This window comes from Bacteroides luti (assembly GCF_900128905.1).
Taxonomy (GTDB): Bacteria; Bacteroidota; Bacteroidia; order Bacteroidales; family Bacteroidaceae; genus Bacteroides; species Bacteroides luti.
Genome location: NZ_FQTV01000014.1, coordinates 62766 through 82101, shown reverse-complemented (window position 1 = coordinate 82101; position 19336 = coordinate 62766). Strand labels below are relative to the sequence as shown.

The 19336-nt window shown below is 36.8% G+C and carries 14 protein-coding genes; 7 read left to right on the top strand and 7 right to left on the bottom strand.

What is annotated here, in order from left to right; translation table 11 throughout:
• Positions 1-411 precede the first annotated feature (411 nt).
• Positions 412-2148, top strand: a complete 1737-nt coding sequence (locus tag BUC21_RS12855; RefSeq protein WP_083547708.1) for a T9SS type A sorting domain-containing protein — start codon at positions 412-414, stop codon at positions 2146-2148.
• A gap of 287 nt (positions 2149-2435) precedes the next feature.
• Here BUC21_RS12855 and BUC21_RS12850 read toward each other — a convergent pair whose 3' ends face one another.
• Positions 2436-3083, bottom strand: a complete 648-nt coding sequence (locus tag BUC21_RS12850; protein WP_073403059.1) for an HAD family hydrolase — start codon at positions 3081-3083, stop codon at positions 2436-2438.
• Positions 3084-3310: 227 nt separating this feature from the next.
• Here BUC21_RS12850 and BUC21_RS12845 point away from each other — a divergent pair, with 227 nt between their 5' ends.
• Positions 3311-4228 carry an endonuclease/exonuclease/phosphatase family protein gene (locus BUC21_RS12845; protein WP_073403057.1) on the top strand — a complete coding sequence of 306 codons (918 nt, stop codon included), beginning with the start codon at positions 3311-3313 and terminating at the stop codon, positions 4226-4228.
• Between the two features lie 260 nt (positions 4229-4488).
• Here BUC21_RS12845 and BUC21_RS12840 read toward each other — a convergent pair whose 3' ends face one another.
• The 3 genes from BUC21_RS12840 to BUC21_RS12830 form a co-directional block, all read right to left on the bottom strand.
• Positions 4489-6117 (bottom strand): glycoside hydrolase family 43 protein, encoded by a 1629-nt coding sequence (locus BUC21_RS12840; RefSeq protein ID WP_073403055.1) that lies wholly within the window; start codon positions 6115-6117, stop codon positions 4489-4491.
• A gap of 109 nt (positions 6118-6226) precedes the next feature.
• The gene (locus tag BUC21_RS12835; protein WP_073403053.1) at positions 6227-7441 is read right to left on the bottom strand and encodes a DUF4861 domain-containing protein; all 1215 of its coding nucleotides are present in this window, start codon (positions 7439-7441) and stop codon (positions 6227-6229) included.
• Between the two features lie 76 nt (positions 7442-7517).
• On the bottom strand, positions 7518-9131 hold the full coding sequence (locus tag BUC21_RS12830) for a glycoside hydrolase family 28 protein (RefSeq protein WP_073403051.1): 1614 nt from the start codon (positions 9129-9131) through the stop codon (positions 7518-7520).
• A 339-nt stretch (positions 9132-9470) separates the two neighbouring features.
• On the opposite strand from BUC21_RS12830, the gene BUC21_RS12825 reads away from it, so the two are divergent.
• From BUC21_RS12825 to BUC21_RS12815, 3 genes are read left to right on the top strand one after another with little or no spacing between them, the layout of a single operon-like run.
• Positions 9471-10328: an enoyl-ACP reductase FabI gene (locus BUC21_RS12825; RefSeq protein WP_073403049.1), complete on the top strand. Its 858-nt coding sequence runs from the start codon at positions 9471-9473 to the stop codon at positions 10326-10328.
• Between the two features lie 56 nt (positions 10329-10384).
• On the top strand, positions 10385-11383 hold the full coding sequence (locus tag BUC21_RS12820; RefSeq protein ID WP_073403047.1) for a gliding motility protein GldB-related protein: 999 nt from the start codon (positions 10385-10387) through the stop codon (positions 11381-11383).
• A gap of 12 nt (positions 11384-11395) precedes the next feature.
• On the top strand, positions 11396-12100 hold the full coding sequence (locus BUC21_RS12815) for an SAM-dependent methyltransferase (RefSeq protein ID WP_073403045.1): 705 nt from the start codon (positions 11396-11398) through the stop codon (positions 12098-12100).
• A 16-nt stretch (positions 12101-12116) separates the two neighbouring features.
• On the opposite strand, the gene BUC21_RS12810 is transcribed toward BUC21_RS12815, so the two are convergent.
• From BUC21_RS12810 to BUC21_RS12800, 3 genes are read right to left on the bottom strand one after another with little or no spacing between them, the layout of a single operon-like run.
• The gene (locus tag BUC21_RS12810; RefSeq protein WP_073403043.1) at positions 12117-13250 is read right to left on the bottom strand and encodes a hypothetical protein; all 1134 of its coding nucleotides are present in this window, start codon (positions 13248-13250) and stop codon (positions 12117-12119) included.
• Between the two features lie 51 nt (positions 13251-13301).
• Positions 13302-14180, bottom strand: coding sequence for a lipoyl synthase (lipA, locus tag BUC21_RS12805; protein WP_317043362.1), 879 nt, complete (start codon positions 14178-14180; stop codon positions 13302-13304).
• A gap of 23 nt (positions 14181-14203) precedes the next feature.
• On the bottom strand, positions 14204-16411 hold the full coding sequence (locus BUC21_RS12800; protein ID WP_073403039.1) for a S9 family peptidase: 2208 nt from the start codon (positions 16409-16411) through the stop codon (positions 14204-14206).
• Between the two features lie 729 nt (positions 16412-17140).
• Between BUC21_RS12800 and BUC21_RS12795 the strand changes: the two genes are divergently transcribed.
• Complete coding sequence (locus BUC21_RS12795) at positions 17141-18058, top strand: tRNA modification radical SAM protein MnmL/YtqA (RefSeq protein ID WP_073403037.1); 918 nt, start codon at positions 17141-17143, stop codon at positions 18056-18058.
• Positions 18059-18103: 45 nt separating this feature from the next.
• Complete coding sequence (locus BUC21_RS12790) at positions 18104-19312, top strand: FprA family A-type flavoprotein (protein WP_073403086.1); 1209 nt, start codon at positions 18104-18106, stop codon at positions 19310-19312.
• The last annotated feature ends 24 nt before the right edge of the window (positions 19313-19336 follow it).

The window sequence follows — 19336 nt, the reverse complement described above, 5'->3', positions numbered from 1 at the left end:
TTTGCTTTTTGTCCTTCTTCTTGGAGCTTTTCTATGAATATAATATAGATTCAGTTTATACAAAACGAAAGGCTATATTTTTGCTGATGTCTCAGATTAAAGAAAGATGAAACATCAGCAAAAATATAGCCTTTTTATTTATTGCTTGATGAATAAATTTTTATGAGTTAGTAAGTAATTCCGTTTTATATGGGATCTTGTATTATAGATTTACCGGTAAAGTTCTTGTTATTCATGCTATTAACATTTATAGAAGCTAAAAAGTCTAAATTTTAAATCAATTATTATACAACTGTTTATTATAGAATCCGTAATCTTGCATCGTAAAAATTGTTGAACCTAGTTAATACTAAAATGAATCTTGTATCTAAATCTTTTTATATTGCATTGTTCTCTTTCGTTTTTGGAGGAATGTATTTGCACGGACAAAGTATACCTGCCTTTCCCGGTGCCGAAGGACATGGCAGATATGTAACTGGTGGTCGGAGAGGAGCTGTTTATCATGTCACCTCACTCGAAGATAATGCGTATGGTACTACTCCGGTTTCCGGAACTCTTCGATACGGAATTGAAAAGATGACTTCGGCACGGACTATTGTATTTGATGTCTCGGGAACCATTCAGTTAAAGCAACAGTTGAAGATTAAGAATGACAATATTACCATTGCCGGACAAACTGCACCGGGCGACGGAATTTGTCTGGCTGGTTGGCCGGTTACCATTAACTGTAATAATGTAATTCTCCGTTTTGTTCGTTTCAGAATGGGAGATAGGGATAATATTAATGCGGATGGTGCCGATGCATTAGGAACACGCGATTATAAAAATATAATTGTTGACCATTGTTCCATGTGTTGGTCGTCCGATGAATGCTGTTCCCTTTACGGAACTGAGAATCTCACTCTGCAATGGTCTATAATTTCTGAGAGTATGAGACTTTCCGGGCATACAAAGGGTGCGCATGGATATGGAGGAATCTGGGGAGGAAACCATGCATCTTTTCATCATAACCTGATGGCGCACCACGATAGCAGAGTTCCTCGTCTTGGGCCAGCAGAAAGTACTCAGACTAAAGAACTTATGGATATACGAAATAATGTATATTATAACTGGAAAGGAAACGGATGCTATGGTGCCGAAGGCATGAAAGCTAACATTGTGAATAACTATTATAAGCCAGGACCGGCCACAGCTAATGCAAGTTCGCTGGTAAAACAAAGAATTCTGGCGATAGATATCCGTACAGAAGAGTATGTTGCTAAATATCCAGCGTTTGCGCCAATGTTAAACGTTTGGGGAAAGTTCTTCATTGATGGTAATGTTATGGAAGGAAATGCGAATGTTACCAATGATAACTGGACAGATGGTGTATATGCTCAAATATCAAGCAGCTATGGCATTAGTCAGACGACTAAAGATACTATTAGATTATCAGATCCACTTCCTACCGGAGTTGTGACTACTCATACTGCACAGAAAGCTTATGATCAGGTTCTTCTTTATGCCGGATGCTCGCTTTTCCGCGACGATATTGATAAACGAATTATTTCTGAGACTCAGAATCAGACATTCACCTTTACAGGATCAAAATCTGGAGCTTTATACCCGGGAATTATTGATACGCAGGACGATACTAAACCTGTTGGAGCTGCTGCCGACTGGTCGCCCTGGCCAAATCTTATTCAGAAAACTGTTCCGACAGATACCGATGGCGACGGAATGCCGGATGCATGGGAAACGGCTCACGGCCTTAATCCGGCACTTGCTGCAGATAGGAATGATAAAAATGTAGATCCTAAAGGCGAGTATACAAATTTGGAAGTATACATAAATAGTCTGGTTGAGAATATAACTAATAATCAGAATAACGGGGGAACGTTGATCTCTTCCATTCAATCCGAAACCATTCAAGGTAATGGCTTCCGGATTTCAGCTTATCCAAATCCGGTGCAAGATCAACTTACTATTTCGAGTAATTCAGAGCTGAATAAAGCAGAGCTTCTTTCTATGACCGGTAGTGTTATTAAGATTTTTTCTTTGCAAGGAATACATGAAAATTTAGATTTGTCGTCTTTAAACAAAGGTGTATATGTATTAATGGTCTTAGATAAAAAAGGAAATAACCAAAGTTTTAAGATATTGAAATAGAAGGATTGTTATTGTGGGCTTATGTGTAATTATAGCTGTCTTTTACTTCTATACCTTTGCTGTTTGGCATTTTAACGCCTTTCCAGATAGGCATAAACTCTTGTGCAAATACTGAGGAAGCAATTCCCTAGACGAGTAAGAATAAAACTTTTGTTTTCATTGTAATATTATCTTTTAAAAATAAGGTTATTCCGGTCTGCATAAACTGCAAAGAGATTTTGCAGACCAGATTATCTCTGTTTCCAGAGTGTTATTTCTTTTATTTGAAATAGAATTCTTTTTGATATTTAAATCAGAGAAAGAATTTCATGTGCCTCATTTACAATATTTGCCGGCTCAAATTGCTTAAGTTCCTCCAATGGACGAAATCCCCAGGTTACTCCTGCAGCAGTTATCCCTGCATTTTTAGCAGTCAGCATATCAATGCCCGAGTCTCCCACATAAAGAACATCTTCTTTATCCACCTTTGTTACAGTAAGAATATCTTCTACAATCTGCGGATCGGGCTTTGTTTTGATACCTTCCCGTTGTCCGAAAACAGCAGCAAAAGGCACGCCGCTGAAGTAATGCTCAACAAGCAGTTCCGTAGCCGACTGATATTTATTGGATGCTACAGCCATTATCACCCCTTTTTCGTGAAGGGCAGACAGTAGCTCGGGAATGCCCGGATAAGGAGAGCTTTTATCCATTTTATGCTCACTATAATGAACAAGGAAATGCTTGCGAACCTTTGAAATGTTTTCTTCACTCTTTTCACCTTCCGGCAGTGCACGCTCAAAAAGCTTATTTATTCCGTTACCTACAAAAAACCTGTATTCATCTACTTCGTGCTCGGGAAATCCTGTTTTCCTTAGCGCATAATTTGTACTTTGTGCCAAGTCGGCAATTGTGTTAAGCAGAGTTCCGTCTAAATCGAATATTACTAATCTTTTCATACCTTAATATATTTGCAGTGCAAAATTACAGAAAATAAAAGCTGAAGTCCCTAGTAGTTTGCACATAATTTAAAGATATTTGGTTATTGTACTTTACCAATGCAATTAAATATTAAATTTTAAAATAAACCTGTTAATAATACAAGATGATTATTTAATTTTGGATCAGTTATTTTTAATAACATCTTTGTTTATTTGCAAACACTTTGTTTAATTAATATTTGATTATGAAGAAAATTTTCTGTCTTATTTTATTTTCATTCCTATTCGTAGGAATGATATGCGCTTTAACTCCAACTACATTTACTGTGGCAACCTACAATGTGCGTAATGCCAATCACGGCGATTCTATAAATGGCAACGGATGGGGCCAGCGTTCTCCTTATATTGCTCAATTAATTCGCTTTCATGGTTTTGATATCTTCGGAACTCAGGAAGGATTGTATAATCAGCTTCAGGAGATGAAACAGTTGTTGCCTGACTATAATTATATAGGTAAAGGGCGTGACGATGGAAAAACCAAGGGCGAACATTCTGCCATCTTTTATCGAACCGATAAATTCCAATTACTTGATCAGGGCGACTTCTGGTTATCAAAAGATGAATCTAAACCTAATATGGGATGGGACGCTGTTTGTGTGAGGATTTGCACATGGGGAAAATTCAAAGAGATTAAAAGTGGTTTTGTTTTTGTTTATTTCAATTTACACATGGACCATATTGGTACGGTTGCCCGTTCGGAAAGTGCCAAACTGATCTTAAAGAAGATTCAGGCAATGCCTAAAGGTGTGCCGGTTATCTTGTCGGGCGATTTCAATGTAGACCAGGATTCTCCTTCTTATAAACTGTTGAATACTTCCGGCATCCTTCAGGATTCTTATGGAATGTCTAAATTAGTATATGCGCCTAACGGAACATTCAATGATTTTAATCCGAATAGCAAAACGGATAGCCGTATAGATCACATCTTCCTTACTAATAATTTTAAGGTGTTGAAATACGGAATCCTGACAGATACTTATAGATCAGAAAATAAAGGTGAGTTTAATTCTAATGCTGCTCCAAAAGAAATAAAACTGCAGGAGAATTCAGCCAGATGTCCGTCAGATCACTTTCCGGTAATGATTGTTGTTCAGACTAAATAATCCGGATATTGTTTCTTATTCTTAGGAAGTTAATACGATGTCTTGCCACACCTAAGCAATTTATTAACCGGATGTTTTTATAAAGAGCTACACCTTATTATTAAAAAGACTACACTTTAAATAATTAAGGTGTACACCTTCTGTAAATAAAGTCTACGTTTAAAAACGAATGTCCCACCGGAGTTTATCTTAATAGTAAAGGCTGCCTTGTCTACTTCTTTAGTAAGACTAGGCAGCCTTTAAGCATATAAGAATGAATATTACTTCTCAATACGGAACCAGTCTACTTCAGCCCATCCGCCATCGTTGATTACAATAGCCGGACGAGTGCAGAATGTTCCAACTTTAGCGCCGATCCATTGACCTTCACGCGCCTGGAATTGTTTACCCAATTTCTGGAATTTCTTTCCATCAAGGCTATAACTGAAATCACACTTAGCTTCTTTATTGAATGTTACTTTAAGGTAAACAGTATTATCTTTTAAAGTAACCGATTCATTAACTGTTTCCGGAGTTCCTTTATCAGCTTTTTTGCACTCATTCTGTGAAAGAATCAATCCCTCTTTTGTATTCTCGAGTGAAAGAAGTGCATAATCAAGTCCCATAACCAGTAATCCGGTACGTTCTCCGAAATATTTTGGACTTGGAGCGAAGCGAAGTTTCATCACAGCACTGAATTCATTAGAAGGCGTTTTCTGTAAAAGCAGATTAGCAACGTTCCACAGATTCTTGTAATCTTTCACAACAGGGTAGGAGTATAGACGAGCATACCCTTTGTCGGCAGCAAGGAATATCCATTTTGGGTTGTAATTTGCATGCCATTGCCATTGTGGAGACAGTGTAAGGGTATTAAATTCATCGCTTTCCTGAGGAGTGCAGATAGGATAAGTTTTACCTACATTAGGTTTCTTGTAAGTAAGAACAGGTTCACCGCATCCGTCACCATCTTTATCAACACCGATAACCGGCCAGTCTTTTACCCATTTCATTGGTTGCAGGTGAGTAAGTCGGCCATAAGCGCCCACATCCTGAAAATTAAGGAACCAGTCTTCGCCTGTGGTTGTATCTACCCAGGCTCCTTGGTGAGGACCATTAATTGTACTCTTCCCTTGCGCCATTACTACCTTTTCTTCGTAAGGACCATAAGGATTCTTTGAACGAAGCACCAACTGCCATCCGGCAACTACACCGCCGGCGGGAGTAAAGATATAGTAATAACCGTTTCTTTTATAGAACTTAGGACCTTCGCATGTTTCGTGATGTTCGTGTCCGTCGAATACAATTCTTGATTCAGTAATAGCCTGATTTGCTTCAGCATTTAGTTCGCATACAGCCAGCACACTCTTTAATCCGGCGCGGCTTCCGGCAAATGCATGAACAAGATAAACCCTGCCATCTTCGTCCCACAAAGGAGTTGTATCAATAATACCTTTCGCAGCTTTTACCAAAACAGGTTTACTCCAGGTTCCTCTCGGATCTTTGGTCTTGGTCATAAATACTCCCTGATCAGGGTCTCCCCAGAAAATATAAAATTCATTGTTATGAAAACGGATACTTGGTGCCCAAACACGGTTTCCGTGCTCTGGTTTTTCAACAGCTTCAATAGGTTCAAGAGCATAAGGAACGGCAGCATTTACAATTGTCCAGTTCACCAAATCCTTTGAATGAAGAATCTGCAAAGCCGGAATGCAGTTAAAACTGGAAGCCGTCATGTAATAATCATCTCCTACACGGCAAGCGTCGGGATCCGAATAGTCTGCATGAATAATAGGGTTGCGATAAGTTCCATCTCCTTTGTCTGCTACCCACACTTTTGAAACATAGTTCTGCGCTATGGCAGGTAAAGCCGTCATCAGGCATAAGCCTAAAATCGTTGTAAGCTTTTTCATTTAGTATTAATTTAAATTATTTTCTTTGCTGGCAAAAATAAAAAAATCCGAGAGAAAGCAAGTGTATTAATTGTGCAATCTCTCGGATTTTTAGTATAATAATTGATACTTATTTAATCCTTATAGTACAAGGATGCTCAAGTTCCTTTTTCCATTCCTGAATATAGGCAAACCATGCCTCTTTTGTTTTATAACCAAAAGTTTCTTTCATGGATGTAAATACAATGTTGTAATCTATAGACTTCTTGCCATCGGCTCCTACGGTATAAAGATAATTATCGTTATCCTTCACTTCAGCCTTTACATATTTCTGAGGAATACAAGTTGCAAGTCCTACAGTCTCCTTTGCATATTTAATTGTATCGTTTACAGGCCAGTCTGTTCCCCAGCATGCAACCAGTCCTTTATGATCTGAGAAAGATTCCGATCCTTTAATATTCTGAACTCCGGTACAGAATATTTCTTTTTTAAGAGGTTCATCGAACAGAATCTTCACTTCGGCATCACGGTGTCCGGCGTAGAGAATATAACGAGTAGTCATATTCAATTCAGAACCCTGGTATTGCCAGTCGTTTGCAATAACATCAACAACGGTTCTTACTGGTCCGTAAGCCAGAATACTCTCTGTACGGTTACTTACCGGATCAATATGAGTAGCCTTTTTGCCATCCCATCCTTTAAAAGTTCCTAGTCCGCAGCTTGCGTTCACGCGAAGAACATCATCACCAAAACCTTTAGCCAGCTGAGCATCGGTAGGGTAGAACTGAGATTCTTTAATTTCGAAACCTTTATTGAACTTTCCGTATAAATCCACAGTTTGCTTCTTATCAAAGTAAATACGATAAGCAACTAACTCTGACTCGAAAGCCGGACCATGGTGGTGTAGCTGATTATAAAGTATTCCTCCGGGAACAGAAACAGAAGAGATAGGAACATGCTGTCCTTTCTTATCGCTTACCAACATTTCGGCATATACTTTAGAAGGATATGTCTTGGTAGATTTCTCCGAAGAAAGAGTAATTTTAAAAGTTCTTTTTCCTTTAGCAGGCACATCTATTACAAAAGCAAGTTCATCGGCCTTACGGTCTCCGTTTAAGTCATCCAGCTGAGAAGGTATTTCTCTGTTTCCAACCCAAACAGTAGCAGACTTAACTGTGAATCCGGCATTTAGATCTTTAATTTTTAATACAACAGGCTCATTTTCTTTAGCTTTGCTCCAGGCGTTTTCTACTTCGATGGAGATACTTTTCTCTGCTTTTTGTGCAAGTGCATTTAAAGGAAGGCAACAAACTATTGCCAAAGCAATTTTTATACTCTTTTTCATGATTAATAAAATTCAGTTAATATCAATGCAAATGTATAATAAATGCAATGACTATTCCTACCTTTTTTGATTGAAATCATTTAAATATTACTGTTTTGCCCTTTTCGTCCACCTCTTTAAAAAGAATACCGTCCACCTTAATATTATTTGCATTCTTTATTGACAGGCTGTTTCCGGTAGGAGAAGTAATTTTAATGTTTTCCATAACTACTCCCTCCGCCTGACTGACAACTGCGCCTTCCTTTGCATCGGATATGATTACGTTTTTAACCGTAACATTCTGAATCTTCATTTCAGGCAGACCGTTGAAGAACATTGCTCTTCCGGATTTTTTGCAGAAAACATTCGAAATATGAATATCTTTAAATACAGGAGTTTCTACTGTTACAGGAGGAATTGTAGTTGAAAGACTTTCTTTGGTATCCTCTTCTGTTACTTCATCTGGAGCTTTTCCTCCATAGAATAAATCGAATAAAAGAGGTTCGTTAGGTATGTTAATCATGTTGATATGGTCAATATAGATACCTTCAACAACTCCACCTCGTCCGCGGGTACTCTTAAAACGTAAACCAACATCGGTTCCAACGAAAGAACAATTAGATACAAATATGTTTTTTACGCCGCCTGACATTTCACTACCCACAACAAATCCGCCGTGACCGTGAAGTACCAGATTGTTTTTTACTATCACATTCTGACAAGGTTCGCCTCTTCTGCGTCCGTCTTCATCTTTACCCGATTTAAGACAGATGGCATCATCGCCGGCATCAAAGGTACTGTTTATAATAAGAGCGTTTTTGCATGATTCCATATCCAGGGCATCTCCATTCTGGGAATACCATGGGTTAGATACATTAACCTTATTGATTGTGATGTTTTCGCAAGAAAGCGGGTGAAGACACCAGCTTGGAGAATTCTTAAATGTAACACCTTCCAAAAGTACATTCTTGCATTTAACAATGCTAACCATTACCGGACGAAGCCATTCTCTGATGCTTTCCCATTCAGCATCAGTATTAATACCTGTAGGGTTATTAAAGTTCTCAGTAGACGAAGCACCTTTAAAAGATTTCTCGGTTGGGTACCAGATTTTCTTATCTGCACTTAATACTCCTCCCGATTTGATGAGGTTTTTCCACTGCGCTTCGGTCATTTTATCTTTCTTTACCGGACGCCATGCATCACCCGAACCATCAAAGATTCCCTTTCCGGTAATTGCAATATTAGTAGCATTGCGGGCTGAAATAGGAGACTGACAACGGCGAGTCTCAAGTCCTTCGAATGAAGTCTTTATTATAGGATAAGCATTATAATCATCAGTAAAAACAACTAAAGCGTTTTGTTCTGCGCACAAGTTTACGTTACTCAATAATTCAATAGGGCCGGTCAACCACAATCCCGAAGGTATAACAACTGTTCCCCCTCCTTTGGCATTTACCTTTTTTATGGCATCGTTAATTGCTTTTGTATTGAGGAATATTCCGTCTCCTTTTGCACCGAAATCAAGAATGTTTGCTGTGTAAACAGGAAAAGAGGGTTGCACAACCTTTTGCATTTTAAATGGTACCCCATTATATATAGCAGGATCAATATTACTTCCTTTTGAAGCTGCTAATGAATTGGTACTGTATAATAGAGATAGTGCACATGCTACAGGTAGCACAAGGTACTTTTTTATAAAACTGTTCATTCTGTTATTTTACTTTAATATTATAATCTATCTTACTTAAAAACTTGTTAAACACTAAATATTATTTCTTCCACAAACTATTCTCACGGACGGCTTGTGAAAGAAATAATAAAAACAATTCTAATAATCTAATCTAACCTTAAATAATTATTTTGAAAAAACTTATTGTCTATGTTGCAAATATAGTTTTGATACTGAAATTCAATGTGTACATTTTGTTAGATTAGGTGTATTTTTTGTTGAATTACACTATAGAAATGCAAAACTTGGCAACTCTTTTGTTCAGTTCGAATAAATGTTTATATCTTTGCGGCATATTTAAACTAATAAGAACTAGGTATGAGTTACAACTTATTAAAAGGTAAAAGAGGTATAATTTTTGGTGCGCTTAACGAACAATCAATTGCTTGGAAAGTAGCAGAATTGGCTGTTGAAGAAGGTGCAACCATTACATTATCAAACACACCGGTAGCTGTGCGCATGGGTGAAATTTCAGCATTATCTGATAAACTTAACTGTGAAGTTATTCCTGCAGATGCAACCAGCGTTGAAGATTTAGAAGTGGTTTTCCAACGTTCAATGGAAATTTTAGGTGGAAAAATCGACTTTGTACTACATTCTATAGGAATGTCTCCAAATGTTCGTAAAAAGAATACATACGATAATTTGGATTATAATATGTTAGGTAAAACATTGGATATTTCAGCGATATCATTTCATAAGATGTTACAGGTTGCTAAGAAAATGAATGCTATAGCTGATTATGGTTCTGTTGTTGCATTATCATATATTGCTGCACAACGTACATTCTTTGGATACAATGACATGGCCGATGCAAAATCATTGCTTGAGTCAATTTGCCGTAGTTTTGGATATATATATGGTAGAGAACATAATGTTCGTATTAACACCATTTCTCAATCTCCAACTATGACAACAGCAGGCTCGGGAGTAAAAGGTATGGATAAGTTAATGGACTTCTCAAACCGTATGTCTCCACTTGGTAATGCAGATGCTGATGAATGTGCTAACTATTGTATCACAATGTTCTCTGATTTAACTCGTAAGGTTACAATGCAGACTTTGTTCCACGATGGAGGATTCTCTAGCATGGGAATGAGTCTTCGTGCAATGGTTCAGTACGAGAAGAGTTTCGAGGAGTACTGTGATGAAAACGGAAATATAATCTACGGATAAATGAAAATGAGCAGTGAAAAGTAATTTTTCACTGCTCATTGCTAAATAACTTAGTAATGAGAAAATTTCTATTCTTCTTTCTTACTTGCCTGGTCTTTTTTTCCTGCAAATTTGTTGCAGATAAAAAAGATAGCGATGCTGTTGATGAAAGAATAGAAATAGCTCGTTATGATAAACTACTGAATGAGTATGTAGAATTTAATAGTTTTTCTGCTCTTCAGAAAATGAATACAGAATATCTTCTGGCTACAAAGTATCTTATAGAAGATGTTTTGAGGCTTGGACAAGTTAATGATGATAAAATTAACGAGAAGTTAAAGGTCTTTTATTCTGATTCAACTTTACGCAAACTAACGGCCGATGCACTTGCAAAGTATAGCAATATGAGTCGTTTAGAAAAGAAATTCACCAAAGGATTCCAAAGATTAAAAAAAGAAGTTCCTTCGCTCAAGATTCCCCATATTTATTCTCAGATATCTGCTCTCAACGAATCGGTTGTTGTGGGAGATAGCATTTTGGGCTTTAGCATTGATAAATATATGGGAGAAGATTATCCTTTATATAAACGTTTCTTTTACGATTATCAAAGAAAGAGCATGAAGCCGGAGAGAATTTTGCCGGATTGTTTCAATTTTTATCTGTTAAGTGAATATCCTTATCCTGAAGATAGAGGACGCCTTATTGACAGAATGCTTCACAGAGGGAAATTGGAATATATTGTTTCTGAAATTCTTAATTATAAAACTTTTGGAGAAGAGCTAGGTTATACCAAAGAAGAAGAAGAATGGTGTGAATATAACCGGTTTAAGATATGGGAGTACATGATGCAGAACGGACACCTTTATAGTACAGATCCTATGGTTCAGCGTAAATACTTGAAGCCGGCACCTAACACTGCTTTTTTCGGTGATCAGTCTCCAATGATGGTTGGTGTTTGGATGGGAATGCAGATTGTAGATTCTTATATGAAAAATCATAAGGAAACCACCATAAAGGATTTATTGGAAATGACCGACTATTCCAAAATGCTTGCTGAAGCAAGATTTAACCCGTAATATAAAATAATAATGGAAGTTGCATTATATCTTTTGCCCGTTACTTTGGGTGAAACATCTATTGATTCAGTATTACCACCTTATAATAAAGAGATAATTGTTCAGATAAAGCATTTTATTGTCGAAGATGTACGTTCTGCTCGTCGTTTTCTCAAGAAAGTAGATAAAGAGATTGATATAGATACTCTAACTTTCTATCCTTTGAACAAGCATACATCTGCAGAAGAAATTTCTGGTTATCTGAAACCATTAATTGCCGGTTCCCCAATGGGAGTTATATCCGAAGCTGGATGTCCTGCTGTTGCCGATCCCGGAGCTGATGTCGTTGCTATGGCTCAGCGAAAGAATCTTAAAGTTGTTCCATTAGTTGGTCCATCATCTATTATTCTTTCTGTAATGGCTTCTGGTTTCAACGGACAAAGTTTTGCTTTCCATGGCTATTTACCAATTGATCCTTCTGAAAGAGTGAAGACTATAAAACATTTGGAGTCGCGTATCTATTCAGAGAATCAAACGCAGCTGTTTATTGAAACTCCATATAGAAATAACAAGATGGCAGAAGATATATTACACAATTGTCGTCCTCAGACTAAATTATGTATTGCTGCAGACATTACATGCGAAGGAGAATTCATAAAAACGAAAACTGTAAAAGAGTGGCAGGGTAAATTGCCTGATCTGACAAAGATTCCTTGTATATTCTTGTTGTATAAGTAAGAAAGAAGTCTGGTTATTAATTGATTTTCTTGTATTCTTCGCTTATAAGTGCGGCTTCTTTTAACTGGTCGTACTCTTTTTCAAAACATTCTCCGAAGAAGTTTTTATCAAGGTTTGTTTCAATTTGCTGGAAAGTCCATAATTTTCCATCTCTGAATTTGGGAGTACAAAGCAATTTATCATCCTCAATGTAGAGAATGTATAGATAAATAAGGCGATTGGTCTCTTCTGTTTTAAACCTATATTTAATACTGAATCTTGGTTCCAGTTTATCTTCATTAGGAAAAAATCTTCTCATAGTACGATTCACCCCTTCTTCCAGGTTTTCTTCGTATCGTAAGTAGCTTTCCATGGGAAGATCAATCTTATCAGGATTAAAATTGGCATTTTCAGATCTTCTGCTAAGAAACAATAGTCCGTTAGATATAACTGCAATTCGGATAACCGGATTGATATACATATTCTTATAATAATGTTTTTCGAAGCTATATTTCTTGTCTACAACTTCACCTTTTTCGTTTAATATAGGAATCTTTTCAATCTTTGATGATAAAGAAAGAAGGAGTGTAAGACCAATTTGACTAATAATAATTGCAATAAAAAGAATTGCAGGAGGTAGTATATGGAGCAGAATTAAATCTGTAACCTTTCCTAACGGAGATGTAAAGATTATAATCAAGGATGTAATAATGAAATGAGGTATACACAAAACTTGTATCAGTCTTGAATATATTGCCCCTGAATCAATGCTATACATTAAGTCTTTATCATAATGTGAACTGTTTCTTTTAAGAAACAATTTCTTTATTTTTCTTTTTTCGTAAAGTATAACAGAAGCAATAATTATTATTCCAATCTCAATATAAAAAGGTAACATTCCCTGAGGTATGTTGATAGAGGGTATTAAAGTAGATATACCTAATATTATAAGTAAAAGTGTAGATGCTAATAGAAGTAACAGACTACCTCCACGTCCAATTAAGTGGTAGATGAGTAGTGAGAAAAACAAACCAACAGCGGAGCTAATATATATAGCCGTTGAAGCTGAAATAAATTCACTAAGAATCATGCATAATATGATAGGCAACACTCCAATAGTCCCATTAATTATAAGTAATTTGGACGTGTTTTTAATATAGTTTCTTATCATATGTTTTCTTCCATTATATACACAAGAACAAATATTCAGTATAATAGGTTCTTATTTTTTGTGTTTGTTAATTAAATGTTTTTCCGCATGATAAGAAGAGCGAACCAATGGGGCACTTTCTACTTGTTTGAATCCTTTTTTTAGTCCGGTTTCTTTATAAATATCAAATTGTTCGGGAGTTATATATGCTGCAACAGGAAAGTGTTTATGTGATGGTTGCAGGTATTGTCCAATGGTTAGTATCTGGCATCCGTTCTCTAATAAATCGTCCATAAGTTCTTCTACTTCTGAGGGCGATTCTCCCAAACCAACCATAATTCCTGATTTTGCAACAAGGCCACTTTTAGATATCTGATTAATAACTTTCAGACTAGTTTCATAATTGGCTGCACTGCGAACGGTAGGACTAATGCGTCGAACAGTCTCCATATTGTGAGAAATAATATCCGGCTTTGCGGCGATAATCATTTCTATAAGATCAGTTCTTCCTTGAAAATCGGGAATCAGAACTTCTGTTGTAGTTTCTGGATTGAGAAGTTTTATCTGGTATAGAGTATTTGCCCAGTGCGAAGCACCTAAGTCGGGAAGGTCATCCCTATCTACTGAAGTGATTACGGCATGAGAGAGTTTCATTAACCTGATAGATTCTGCTACATGTAACGGCTCATCGCTGTTTAAAGGGTGAGGTTTTCCTGTAAGAGTATTACAAAACTTACAGGAACGGGTGCAGATTTCTCCGCAAATCATAAAGGTTGCAGTTCCTTTACCCCAGCATTCACCCATATTCGGGCAACGTCCGCTACTACAAATAGTATGTAGTTTATGAGACTCTACAATACGTTTTGTATCTGTATAGCGCTCGTTGCTCCCAATATTTATCTTAAGCCAATCCGGCTTTCTTACTCTTTCCATTTGTGTTGTGTTCTTAATAGTATTTGTTTACGGTATATTGCTTACAGATTATTCTTGAAGAATTCTGTAATGCGAGTAAACAAGTGATAACGGGTATTTCCTCCGTATATGCTATGATTGCGGTTCGTGTAAACCTGCATATCAAATTGTTTGTTAGATTGTACTAACTGTTCACTATATTCGGCAGTATTCTGGAAATGAACATTGTCATCAGCCATACCGTGTACAATCAAAAGTTTTCCGCTAAGATTTTCAGCACGTGTAAATGCTGAAGAAGCTGCATATCCGTCTGCATTTTCCTGTGGAGTTCTCATGAAACGTTCAGTGTAAACAGAATCATAGAATTTCCAGTCGGTTACCGGTGCTACGGCAACTCCTGCCTTGAATACATTGCTGCCTTCGCTCATGCTCATAATAGTCATGTATCCACCAAAGCTCCATCCCCAGATTCCAATTCTTCCGTTATCAACATAAGATTGTTTATTGAAGTACTTGGCAGTTTCAGCCTGATCCTGAGCCTCTTTAACACCCAGATTCATATAAGTACATTTAGTAAATTCTTCACCACGTCCTCCGGTTCCTCGTCCGTCAACACATGCAACTATGTATCCTTGAGTAGCCATGTAAGCTTCCCATCCTAATCCGCTTCTTATTCCACCCAGGTTCCAGCGATCAGCCACTTCTTGTGTACCAGGTCCACTGTATTGATAAAGAATTACAGGATATTTTTTAGACTCAGAGAAGTCGGCTGGCTTAATCATCCATCCGTTTAACTGAACCCCAGCAGAAGTTGTGAAAGAGAAGAATTCCTTTTTAGGTAAAACCATTTTGCTGATCTCTTCTTTCAGCTTGCTGTTGCTGATAAGTACACCTAGTTCTTTTCCTTTATTATCATTCAGAGTTACCGTTGGTGGAGTAGTAAGGTTTGAGAAAGTATTGATAAAGTATTTCATTGTTCTTCCAAAGATGGCATTATTTGTTCCTTCCTTTTCAGTTAGTTTATCTTTTCTTCCCTTTGCATCTATTGCATACACAGCTTTGCGTAGAGGATTGCCTTCGTTACTTTCATAATAGAAAGTATTGGTTGCAGGATCCCAACCGTGGTACTTGCTGACTTCAAAATTACCTTTTGTTACTTGTTTTACCAGATTTCCTCCAATAGAATACCAGTAAAGGTGACTATATCCATCTTTCTCACTCAGAAAACTGAAGTTATTATCATAGAAAACAATATTATCAAAGTTGTTTTCATTAATGTAGTATTTACTTTCGTCTCTTAAAACTAACTTGGCAACTCCTGAACGAGGATTTACGAAGTACATGTCAAACTGGTTTTGAGTACGGTTCAGTGTCATAACGGCCAGTTTACTTGCATCTTTAGTAAAACGGATACGTGGAATATAATCATCCTTCTTGATAGGAATATTTAATTTTCTGATCACCTTTGATTTTATATCAAAAGAGTGTACGGTTACAGTAGAGTTAGTTTGTCCCGATTTTGGATATTTATAAGAATAACTTCCGGGATAATATTCATTCTCTTTTTTAGTAGGAAATTGTCCGGCATACAAAGGAAAAGAATAAGAAGGTACAGCTGTTTCGTCAAAGCGAACAAAAGTAATCATTAAGTTATCTGGCGAGAATTCCAGTGCACGGTTATACTCAAACTCCTCTTCATATACCCAGTCGGGAGCACCATTGATTATTTTTCCAAATGCTCCATCGGTGGTAACTTGTGATTCGCTGTTGCCATAAAGGAACTTCACCAGGAAGATATTGTTGTTTCTTACGAAAGCCACCATGTTTCCATCAGGAGAAAAAGTAGGAACCTGTTGAGGACCTCCGTCCGAAAGCTTCTCTACCAAATTACGTTTAATAGTGTACACATAGTGAACAGCTGTAAACGAACGGCGGTAGATAGGTTTTGTTTCTGTCTGAATAAGAATTTTAGTTTCATCAGGAGACAGCTGATAACCATCAAAGGTTTTGAATGTACACTCACGTGCTGTTGAAACATCGAATAGCGTTTCTACTTCTTTGCCTGTCTTGAATGAATATTTTACAATGCGCTTTCTGTCATTACTCATCATTGTGTAATGTTCTCCGTCGGCCATTGGCACAAGTTCGCCTAATCTTTCGCCATTGTATTTGCCTGTTACAGCATCTTTTAATGTTAATACTTTGCTATCCTGGGCGTAGATTGCCAAAGAGAGAGCACAAAATATCAATAGTAAATTAATTTTTTTCATGTTGCAATACATCTGATTATCTGTTATACCCCACAAAAGTAAACAATTTAATCGATTCTGTACATAAGCATTTCTTAAAAGTTATTTTATATATAATCAAGATGAAGAACTTCCCACGGATAGTAAGCATACTTTTCTTTTTCAGGACTATTTTTTTTGCTTTCTATATATGTTTCTAAAAAAAATATTCTCATCCCTCACTCCTGCAATCCTAAAGAGCTGATTGCTAGGTTGTATGCTATGGATTTGATAGATTCATCCCTCACTCATCCCTCACTGGGCGAAATATAAATCATTAGTTATTAAATAGTTAATAAAGTGGTGGATCAAGACAAAAAGCCTTCATCCCTCACTATTTGGGGCCATCTCTCACTCTTTCGTTTAAAAAACAGCTGTTTTGTAGCTATTATATGTCTCGTTATGTTTTTATAATCTTACTAAATGAGAAACAAGAAATATCCTGATATATTATATATTTCTTGTACAAAACAAATAATTGTCCTGTACAAAAGAATTAATTGTTTTGTACAGAAGAATGCATTCTTTTGTACAAGAGAATATGAATTGCTGGTTTATAATTTAAAAAGAGTGCCGAAGATAGATTAAGACGAAAGGAGAAAATACAAAATAGACCTTAGTGGGTAATTATTATTGTAAATGAAGAAATAGCGAATCTTATTTAAATAAAATACTTAACTTTGCGGTTAAATATAAAACAGAACGAATTATATGCCTGCTTATAACGACTTTTCTACTTTTCTAAGAAAGTATTTTGATTGCAAAGTTCAGAAGATTTCGCTTAATGCCGGATTTACTTGTCCAAACAGAGACGGAGTAAAAGGCAAAGGGGGCTGTACTTATTGTAATAATCAGACTTTTAATCCGGAATATTGCAAAACAGAAAAATCAGTAAAAGAGCAGTTGGAAGAAGGACGCCTCTTTTTTTCTCGAAAATATCCGGAAATGAAATATCTGGCCTATTTTCAGGCATATACAAATACTTACTCAGAGCTCGAAGAACTGAAAAGGAAATATGAAGATGCGTTAAGCGTTGATGGGGTAGTGGGATTGGTAATTGGAACCCGTCCTGATTGTATGCCGGATGCTTTACTTGATTACCTTGAAGAATTGAATAAACGAACTTTTCTTCTTGTAGAATATGGCATTGAAAGTACTAATGATGATACGCTGCGAAGAATTAACCGCGGACATACTTATGCAGACACAGTTGATGCTGTGAAAAGAACTGCTGCCAGAGGTATTCTTACCGGTGGACATGTGATACTTGGACTACCAGGAGAAACGCATGATGATATCGTAAGTCAGGCTGCCCGATTATCAGAATTGCCACTTACAACTTTAAAGCTTCATCAGTTACAGCTTATTCGCGGAACAAAGATGGCGCATGAATTTGAACAACATCCGGAAGAATTTCATTTGTATGAAGTGGATGAATATATAGATCTTGTTATAGATTATGTGGAACAACTTCGTCCGGATATGGTGCTGGAGCGCTTTGTTTCTCAGTCTCCGAAGGAGTTACTTATTGCACCCGATTGGGGGCTAAAGAATTACGAGTTTACCGAACGTGTAAAAAAAAGAATGCGTGAAAGGGATGCTTATCAAGGAAAATTATACGTACTTTAAGATAAAAAGATTATTTTTGCTTTAAATTATCAGATGGATACAAATATGCAACAGAAGACTACAATAAAAGGGAAAGTTCACTATGTAGGAGTGAATGACAGAAACAAACAGTTGTTTGAAGGAATGTGGCCGTTACCTTACGGTGTATCTTATAATTCTTATCTTATTGACGATGAATTAGTGGCACTTGTTGATACGGTTGATGTATGCTATTTTGAGATTTTTCTTCGCAAAATTAAAAATATAATAGGTGATCGTCCTATCAATTATTTGATTATTAATCACATGGAACCAGATCACTCGGGTTCTATTCGTTTGATAAAACAGCACTATCCGGATATTGTTATTGTAGGTAATAAGCAGACTTTCGGAATGATTGAAGGTTTCTATGGAGTTACCGGTGAACAATATCTGGTAAAAGATGGAGATTATCTTGCTTTAGGACATCATAAACTTAAATTCTACCTTACACCAATGGTTCACTGGCCCGAAACCATGATGACTTACGATGAAACAGACGGAGTTCTCTTCTCGGGTGATGGATTTGGTTGTTTTGGAACATTAGACGGAGGCTTTATCGATTCCCGTATGAATATTGATAAATACTGGGATGAGATGGTACGTTACTATTCCAATATTGTAGGAAAGTATGGTTCTCCGGTACAAAAAGCACTCGAAAAACTAGCAGGATTGCATATCAGCGCAATTTGTTCTACACATGGTCCGGTATGGATGGAAAATATAGAAAGAGTCGTTGGTATATACGATAAATTAAGTCGCTACGATGCCGATGAAGGAGTGGTAATTGTTTACGGAAGCATGTATGGTAATACCGAACAGATGGCCGAAACCATTGCATCAGAACTTTCTGCCTGTGGCATTAAGAATATTGTGATGCACAATGTCTCAAAATCAAATCCTTCTTATATCCTTATGGATATATTTAAATACAAAGGACTTATTATCGGAAGTCCTACTTACAGCAACCAGATATTCCCTGAAGTAGAAGCAATCCTTTCAAAAATACTTGTGAGAGATATGAAAGGACGCTATTTGGGATACTTTGGATCTTTTTGCTGGGCTGGCGCTGCTGTGAAAAGAATGGCTGAGTTTGCAGAAAAGAGTAAGTTTGAATTAATTGGTGATCCTGTGGAAATGAAACAAAGTATGAAGGATATAACTTATACTCAATGTGAAAACCTGGCAAAAGCTATGGCCGATCGTTTAAAAGTTGACAGATCTAAAACACTATAAATAATCTAACTTAAAACAAACTTT